Below are 8516 nucleotides of genomic sequence, written 5' to 3'. Positions count from 1 at the left end.
GCCAGGGTGGCGCCGACGTCGGCGGCCGCGAGGCCGGGGTGGGCGGCGAGGTGGGTGCGCAGGCGGGCGGCCTGGGCACGCAGCGCCTGCTCGCTGCTCGCGGACAGCACCAGCGGGACCGGCGCGTCAGCCGCCCCTGCCCTCGGCGCCGGGACCTCCTCTGGCTCCTCGATGATCACGTGTGCGTTGGTGCCGCTGGCACCGAAGGACGACACGCCCGCACGGCGCGGCCGGTCGCCGCGAACCCACGGGCGGTGCTCGGTGAGCAGTTCGACGGACCCGGCGGACCAGTCGACGTGCGTGGTCGGCGCGTCGACGTGCAGGGTCTTCGGCAGTAGCCCGTTACGCAGGGCCAGCACGACCTTCATGACCCCGGCGACCCCGGACGCGGCCTGCGTGTGGCCGATGTTGGACTTCACAGAACCCAGCCACAGCGGCTCGTCCCGGTCCTGGCCGTACGTGGCGAGCAGTGCCTGCGCCTCGATCGGGTCACCGAGGGTGGTGCCGGTGCCGTGCGCCTCGACGGCGTCCACATCGGACGGTGCGAGCCCGGCGCTGTCGAGCGCGGCCAGGATGACCCGCTGCTGCGCGGGCCCGTTCGGGGCGGTGAGACCGTTGGACGCGCCGTCGGAGTTGATCGCGGACGCGCGGATCACGGCGAGGACGGGGTGGCCGTTGCGGCGGGCGTCGGCGAGGCGTTCGACCAGCAGCACGCCCGCGCCCTCGCCCCAGCCGGTGCCGTCGGCGGAGTCGGCGAACGCCCGGCAGCGGCCGTCCTCGCTGAGCCCGGACAGGGTGCTGAACTCGACGAACGGGCCGGGGGTCGACATCACGGTGACCCCGGCGGCCAGCGCCATCGTGCACTCCCCCGCACGCAGCGCCGACGCGGCCATGTGCAGTGCGACCAGCGAGGACGAGCACGCGGTGTCGACGGTGACGGCCGGACCCTCCAGTCCGAACGTGTAGGCGAGCCTGCCGGAGAGGATGCCGGCGGTGGTGCCGCCGACCAGCTGCCCGGACACATCCTCGGCTGACGAGGTCAGCACGTAGCCGTAGTCCTGGACGTTGCTGCCGACGAACACGCCGGTGCGGCTGCCGGCCAGCGCGCGCGGGTCGACACCGGCCAGCTCGAAGGCCTCCCAGCTGGTCTCCAGCAGCAGGCGCTGCTGGGGGTCCATGGCGACCGCCTCGCGGGGGCTGATGCCGAAGAACGCGGCGTCGAAGTCGGCGGCACCGGTGAGGAAGCCACCGGCCCGCACATACGACGCGCCGCGCTCGCGGCCGAACAGCTCGTCGAGGTTCCAGCCGCGGTCGGCCGGGAACGGCGAGAGCGCCTCGCCACCGTTCGCCAGCAGCTCCCACAGCTGTTCCGGGGTGCCGATGCCGCCCGGGTACCGGCAGGCCATGCCGATGATCGCGATCGCGTCGGTGGCAGTGTCTGTGTCGGTGGCGCCGGGGTCGCGGGTGACGGTGGCACGGGCCGGGGTGGTGTCGGCGACCAGCCCGGTGAGCAGGTGCGCGGCGAGCGCGCTGGGCTTGGGGTAGTCGAAGGCGAGGCTCGCGGGCAGGCGCAGGCCGGTGGCGGTGGTGAGCCGGTCGCGGACCTCAACGGCGGTCAGCGAGTCGATGCCGAGGTCGGAGAACGACAGGCCGGGGGCGACGTCGGCGGGGCCCCGGTGGCCGAGCACGGCGGCGACCTCGGTGCGGACCAGGTCGAGGACGAGGCCGGTGCGCTCGGCGGCGGTCAGCGGCGCGAGCCGGTCGGCCCATCGGGTGGTGGCGTCGGTCCGGTCCTCATCCCGGCCGGTCGCGGCGAGCACGGCGGCCGCCTCGGGGACGGCGGCGATGAGCGGGCTCGGCCGGGAGGTGCAGAAGATCGGCGCGAACACCGGCCAGTCGACGGCGGACACCACGAGCGTGGTCTCGTCGGCGTCGAGTGCCTGGCCGAGCGCGGACAGCCCCAGCTCGGGCGCCATCGGGGCGAGGCCCCATCTGGCGATGTGTTCGGCGGTCTCCCCCGCCGCCATGCCCTCGCCAGCCCACGGCCCCCAGGCGACGGCGGTGGCGGACAGGCCGCGGGCGCGGCGGTTCTCGGCGAGCGCGTCGAGGTAGGCGTTGGCGGCGCCGTAGGCGGCGGCGTTGCCGCTGCCCCAGATGCCGCCGATGGACGAGAACAGCACGAACGCGTCGGCGGTGGGCAGCAATTCGTCCAGGTTGCGCGCGCCGCCGACCTTGGCGGCCAGCACGCCGGCGAACTCGGCGAGCGTGAGGTCGGTCAGCGGCGCGGACTCGGCGACACCCGCGGTGTGCATGACGGCGGTGACCGGGTGGTCGGCCAGCACGCGGGCCAGCGCGTCCCGGTCGGCGACGTCGCAGGCCACGATCGTCGCGGTGACGCCGAGGCCGGCCAGTTCGGCGACCAGGTCGGCGGCGCCGGGGGCGGCCGGACCGGAGCGGCTGGTGATGACCAGGTCGGTGGCGCCGCGCCCGGCCAGCCAGCGGGCGACGCGGCGGCCGAGTGCCCCGGTGCCGCCGGTGATCAGGACGGGCCCGGCGGGCCGCCAGTCGCGGTCCGGTGCGGGGGCGGGGGCACGGTTCAGGCGGCGGCCGAAGGCGCCGGTGGCGCGCACGGCCACCTGGTCCTCGCCGGTGTCGCCCGCCAGGACCGCAGCCAGCGCGGCGCTCGCCCGGTGGTCGATGGTCTCCGGCAGGTCGACCAGGCCACCCCAGCGGCCGGGCAGTTCCAGCGCGGCGACCCGTCCGGCGCCCCAGATCTGGGCGAGCATGGGGTCGGGGGCGGCGTCGGCGCGGCCGACGGCGACCGCGCCCCGGGTGGCGATCCACAGTGGCGCGTCGACGGCCGCGACGCCGAGTGCCTGTAGCAGCACGACATTGGCGGTCAGGCCGGTGGCGGTCGGCCCGTATTCGGGGTGCGGTTCCGCGTTGCCGCCGAGCAGGGACAGCACGCCGTCCACGCCGTCGGCCGCGGTGACCGCGTCGAGCACGAGCCCGGCGATCTCCCAGCGGTCGTCCTCGGCGGGCAGCGCCAGTTCGACGACGGTGGCGCCGTGGTCGCGCAGGGCATCGGCGGCCGGATCGGTGACCCCTTCGGGGGTGACGACGAGCCAGGTGCCGAGCGCACGCGGGGCGGGCAGGCCGGTGAGGGGCACCCAGGTGACGCGGTAGCGCCAGGAGTCGACGGTGGTGGTGTCCTGGCGGCCCTTGCGCCACCGGTACAGGGCGGGCAGCACGGTGGCCAGGCCGTTGCCGGGGTCGAGCCCGAGGGTCGTGGCGACGGCCGCGGTGTCCTGGACCTCCACCGAACGCCAGAACCGTTCCTCGGCCGGGTCGGCGTGCACGGTGGCCGCGCGCTCTGGCAGCCAGTAGCGGTCGCCCTCGAACGGGTAGGTCGGCAGGTCGGTCAGGCGCCCGCCCCACGGGGCGAACACGGCGGTCCAGTCGACGCGGACCCCGCCGACGTGCGCGGCGGCGAGCCCGCCGAGCACGGCGGGCACCTCGTCGCGGTTTTTGCGTTGCAACGGCACGGCGCCGTCGACGTGCACGGACAGGGCGTTGTCCGGGCCCAGTTCGACGAAGGAGGTCACGCCGTCCTCGCGGAGCGCGGCGACAGCATCGGCGAACCGGACGGTGTCGCGAACCTGACGAACCCAGTAGGCGGGATCGGTCACCGCACCAGGCATACGGATCGCGGGCTCGTGGTAGCTCAGCGACTCGGCCACCGTGGCGAACTCCGCCAGCATCGGCTCCATCAGCTTCGAGTGGAACGCATGCGACACGGCGAGCCGCTTCACCCGGCGACCCTCGGACCGCCAACGCTGTTCAAGAACGCCGATCTCGTCCTCAGTGCCAGACACCACAAGAGAAACCGGACCGTTCACCGCAGCGACATCGACACCGGCCGGAACGTCCACTTCGGACACCTCGGCCGCCAGCATCGCCCCACCAGCGGGCAACACCGCCATCAACCGACCCCGCGCCGACACCAACCGGCAGGCGTCGTCCAGCGACAGCACACCGGCCACGTGCGCGGCCGCGATCTCACCGATCGAATGACCGAGGACGTAGTCGGGCGTCAGGCCCCACGACTCGGTGAGCCGGAACAACGCCACCTCGAACACGAACAACGCGGCCTGCGCGTGCCGCGTCCGGTCAAGCAACTCCTGGTCATCCCACGGAATCTCGCCCAACCGAGCCGAAAGATCGTCGACCACCCCGGCGAACACCGGGAACGCGGCACACAGCTCACGCCCCATCCCCGCACGCTGCGAACCCTGACCCGTGAACAGGAACGCGAGGCGGCCGTCGGTGGCGGTGCCGAGGACCTGGCCGCCGCCCCCGGCGATTTCGCGCAGGCCACGCAGGAGTTCGGTGCGGTTCCCGGCGAGCACGGCCGCGCGGTGCGGCAGTGCGGCGCGGGTCGTGGCGAGCGAGCGGGCGACATCGAGGACGCCGAGGCGGGGCTTGCTGTCCAGGTGGGCGACGAGCCGATCGGCCTGTGCGCGCAGCGCTGACTCGGAGCGGGCCGACACCAGCACCGGGACCGGCGTGGCCGGATCGGCCGGGGCGGGCACGGCCGGGGTAACCGGTGCCTGCTCGATGATCGCGTGCGCGTTGGTGCCGCTCATGCCGAAGGCCGACACCGCGGCGCGGCGGGGACGGCCGGTGGCTGGCCACACCTGGGTCTCGGTGAGCAGTTCGACGTCGCCATCGGTCCAGTCGATGTGGCTGGAGGGCTCGCCGACGTGCAGGGTCGGCGGGAGCAGCCCTCGACGCAGCGCCAGCACGGTCTTGATCACCCCTGCCACCCCGGCCGCGGCCTGGGTGTGGCCGATGTTCGACTTGACCGAGCCCAGCCACAGCGGCCGTTCGCGGTCCCGCCCGTAGGTCTCGATGAGTGCCTGCGCCTCGATCGGGTCGCCGAGGCGGGTGCCAGTGCCGTGCGCCTCCACGGCGTCCACCTCGGACGGTGCGAGCCCGGCGGCGGCGAGTGCGGCGGTGATGACCGTGCGCTGGGACGGCCCGTTCGGGGCGGTGAGGCCGCTGGAGGCGCCGTCGGAGTTGATGGCGGAGCCGCGGATCACCGCGTGCACCCGGCGACCGTCGCGCACCGCGTCGGAAAGCCGGGCCAGCACGAGCACACCAGCGCCCTCGCCCCAGCCGGTGCCGTCGGCGTCGTCGGAGAACGCCTTGCAGCGCCCGTCACCGGCCAGGGCGCCCTGCTTGCCGAACTCACTGAACAAGCCCAGCCCGGCCAGGACGGACACGCCGCCCGCCAGCGCTGTCTCGCTCTCGCCCGCCCGCAGCGACTGGCAGGCAAGGTGGATGGCGACCAACGACGATGAGCACGCGGTGTCGACGGTGATCGCCGGGCCCTTGAGCCCGAAGACGTAGGCGACGCGGCCGGACACGACGCTGGCGGCGCTGCCGGTGAGCAGGTGGCCCTCCGCGGTGTCGGGCAGGTCGGCGGCGGTGGCGTAGGCGGAGGAGCCAGCGCCGAGGAACACGCCGGTCCGGTGGCCGCGCAGCGACAGCGGGTCGATCCTGGCGTCCTCCAGCGCGGACCACGCCGTCTCCAGCGCGAGCCGCTGCTGCGGGTCCATGGTCAGGGCCTCGCGGGGGCTGATGCCGAACAGTGCGGCGTCGAAGCGGTCGGCGTCGGCGACGAACCCGCCACGCAGACCCATCGCGTCACCGGCGGCGGTGTCCCAGCCACGCCCCTCCGGCAGGCCGGTGACGGCGTCGCCGCCGTCGGCGACCAGCCGCCACAGCGCGTCCGGGTCGGCGACCCCGCCGGGGAACCGGCAGCCCATGCCGACCACCGCGATCGGCTCCGGTGCCGCGCCACGCGCCGCGTCAAGCTCCCTGCGGGTCTCTGCGAGGTCGGCCGTGACCTTCTTCAGGTATCGCAGCAACTTCTCTTCGTTGGTCACGACACACCAAGCTCTCTGTCGATGTAGTCGAAGACGTCGTCGACCGAGGCGGCCTCGAGCCGCTCGGCGACGCCATCGCCGGTCGCGGCGGGGCGGGTGAACCGCCGCAGCCGCAGCGCCAGCGCGGCCGGGTCCAGCCCGCCTGCCAGCAGGGCGTCGAGTTCGGCGGTGAGCCGCGCCAGCGGGTCCGCCTTGACCGGGACCTGGTCGCCGCCGAGGCGTTCGAGCAGCCGTTCCGCGAGGTCGGCCGGGGTGGGATGGTCGAACACCAGCGTCGCGGGCAGCCGCACCCCGGTGGCGTCGGCGAGCCGGTTGCGCAGTTCGACCGCGGTGAGCGAGTCGAACCCGAGGTTCTTGAACGACTGGTCCGCGCCGATCGCCTCCGTGGTGCGGTGCCCGAGGACGGCGGCGGCCTGCGCACGCACCCGGTCGAGCAGGGTGCGGCGGCGCTCGGCGGCGGGCAGCCGGGCGAGGTGGTCGGCGAACGACACCTCCACCGCGCCCACCGCGTCAGCGGCGACCCGGCGCGACCGTGGGGCCACGAGCCCGCGCAGCAGTGCGGGGACCGGGTCGGTGCGGCGCACGGCGGCCAGGTCCAGGTGCATCGCGACCAGGTGCGGGTCCTGCCCGGCGATCGCGGCGTCGAACAGCGCCATGCCGTCCTCGGCGGTGATCAGCTCGCCCGCCCTCGCGCGGTCGCGGTCGGACAGGTGCCCGGTCATCGTGCTCGCCTGCGCCCACAGGCCCCAGCCGAGCGAGACGGCGGGCAGCCCCTCGGCGCGGCGGTGGGCGGCCAGGGAGTCCAGGTAGGTGTTGGCGGCGGCGTAGTTGGCCTGTCCTGGCGAGCCGATCGTGGCCGACGCGGACGAGAACAGGGCGAACAGGGCCAGGTCGGCGGTCGCGGTCAGCTCGTGCAGGACGGCGGCGGCGGTCTTCGGGCGCATGACCGAGGCGATCCGCTCCGGTGTGAGCGCCTCCAGGACCCCGTCGTCGAGCACACCGGCCGCGTGCACCACGCCGGTCAGCGGGTGTCGCGCCGGGATGGCGGCCAGCAGCGCGGCGACGGCGGCGCGGTCGGCGACGTCGCAGGCGGCGACGGTGGCGGTGACGCCGAGTTCCGCCAGCTCGGCGACGAGTTCTGCGGCGCCGGGGGTGTCGGGGCCGCCACGGCTGGTGAGGACCAGGTGCCGCACCCCGTGCGCGGTGGCGAGGTGCCGGGCGAGGATGCCGCCCAGCGTCCCGGTGCCGCCGGTGACGAGCACCGTGCCGTCCTGGTCGATGGGCCGGGGGAAGGTCAGGACGTTCTTGCCGGTGTGGCGGCCCGCCGCCATGTGTCGGAAGGCGGCGGCGGCGTCGCGGACGTCCCAGCCGGTCACCGGGAGCACCTTGAGGGCGCCGTCGTCGATCAGCCCGGTGACGGTGGTCAGCAGGTCCGCGATCCGCTCGGCGCCCGCGTCGGCGAGGTCGAAGGCGCGGTAGGTGACGCCGGGGTGGCTCGCGGCGACGGTGTCCGCGTCGCGGAGGTCGGTCTTGCCCATCTCAATGAACCGGCCGCCCGCGGCGAGCACGTCGAGTGACGCGTCGACGAACCGGCCGGACAGGGAGTTGAGGACCACGTCGACACCGCGGCCGTCGGTGGCGGCGCGGAAGGTGAACTCGAAGTCGGTGTCGCGGGAGGAGGCGATGTGGTCGTCGTCGAAGCCCATGGCACGCAGCACGTCGTGCTTGCCGGGGCTCGCCGTGGCGAAGACCTCGGCGCCGAGGTGGCGGGCGATCTGCACGGCGGCCATGCCGACCCCGCCGGTGGCGGCGTGCACCAGGACCGTCTGTCCTGACCGGACACCGGCGAGGTCGACGAGGCCGTGGTAGGCGGTGAGGAAGACCGTGGGGACCGACGCGGCCCGCGCGAACGTCCACTCAGGACGCATCGGGGCCAGCATCGACCGCTCGGTGGTGGTCACCGGGCCGAAGCCATTGGCGAAGAGGCCGAACACGCGGTCGCCCGCACGCAGGTCGGTGACCGAGGAGCCGGTCGCCAGCACGACGCCAGCGCCCTCGGTGCCCATGCCGGTCTGGTCGGGCACCACGCCCAGCGCGATGGCCACGTCCCGGAAGTTCACGCCTGCCGCCCGCACGCCCACCCGGACCTGGTCCGGACCGAGGTCCTCGGTGGCACCTGGCGCGGGGACCGCGGTCAGGTGGTCGAGCGTGGCGCCACCCGCGACGTCGACCCGCCACGGATCGCCGGGCAGCGCGATGCCCTCGGGCCTCGCCTGGACCAGCCTCGGCGCGAGCAGAGCGCCGCGGCGGACCGCGAGCCGCGGTTCGTCGGTCGCACCGAGCGCGTCGAGCAGGCCGGGCACGTCGGTGTCTCCCCGGTCTCCAGGAACCCGGCGAGCGTCGAGTACGCCGCCGCCCCCCGGTGCCGCGTCGAGATCGATGAGGCGGAAGCGGCCGGGGTTCTCGGTCTGGGCACTGCGGATCAGGCCGTGCACGGCGGCGCCCGCGAGGTCGCGGACGTGGTCGCCGGGCGCGGCGGCCAGCGCGCCGCGGGTCAGCACGGCG

The 8516-nt window shown here is 74.8% G+C and carries 1 protein-coding gene and 1 pseudogene; both read right to left on the bottom strand.

Features of this window, described 5'->3' with window-relative positions; all coding sequences use genetic code 11:
- Window positions 1–5912, bottom strand: a pseudogene (locus WBA97_RS13560) (type I polyketide synthase); the annotation flags it as partial.
- A gap of 35 nt (window positions 5913–5947) precedes the next feature.
- On the bottom strand, window positions 5948–8516 hold a 2569-nt coding region (locus WBA97_RS13555; protein ID WP_424231134.1), incomplete at its 5' end, for an SDR family NAD(P)-dependent oxidoreductase.

The organism is Actinophytocola sp. (assembly GCF_049647105.1).
Classification (GTDB): Bacteria; Actinomycetota; Actinomycetes; order Mycobacteriales; family Pseudonocardiaceae; genus Actinophytocola.
This window is presented reverse-complemented; position numbering and strand designations above follow the sequence as displayed.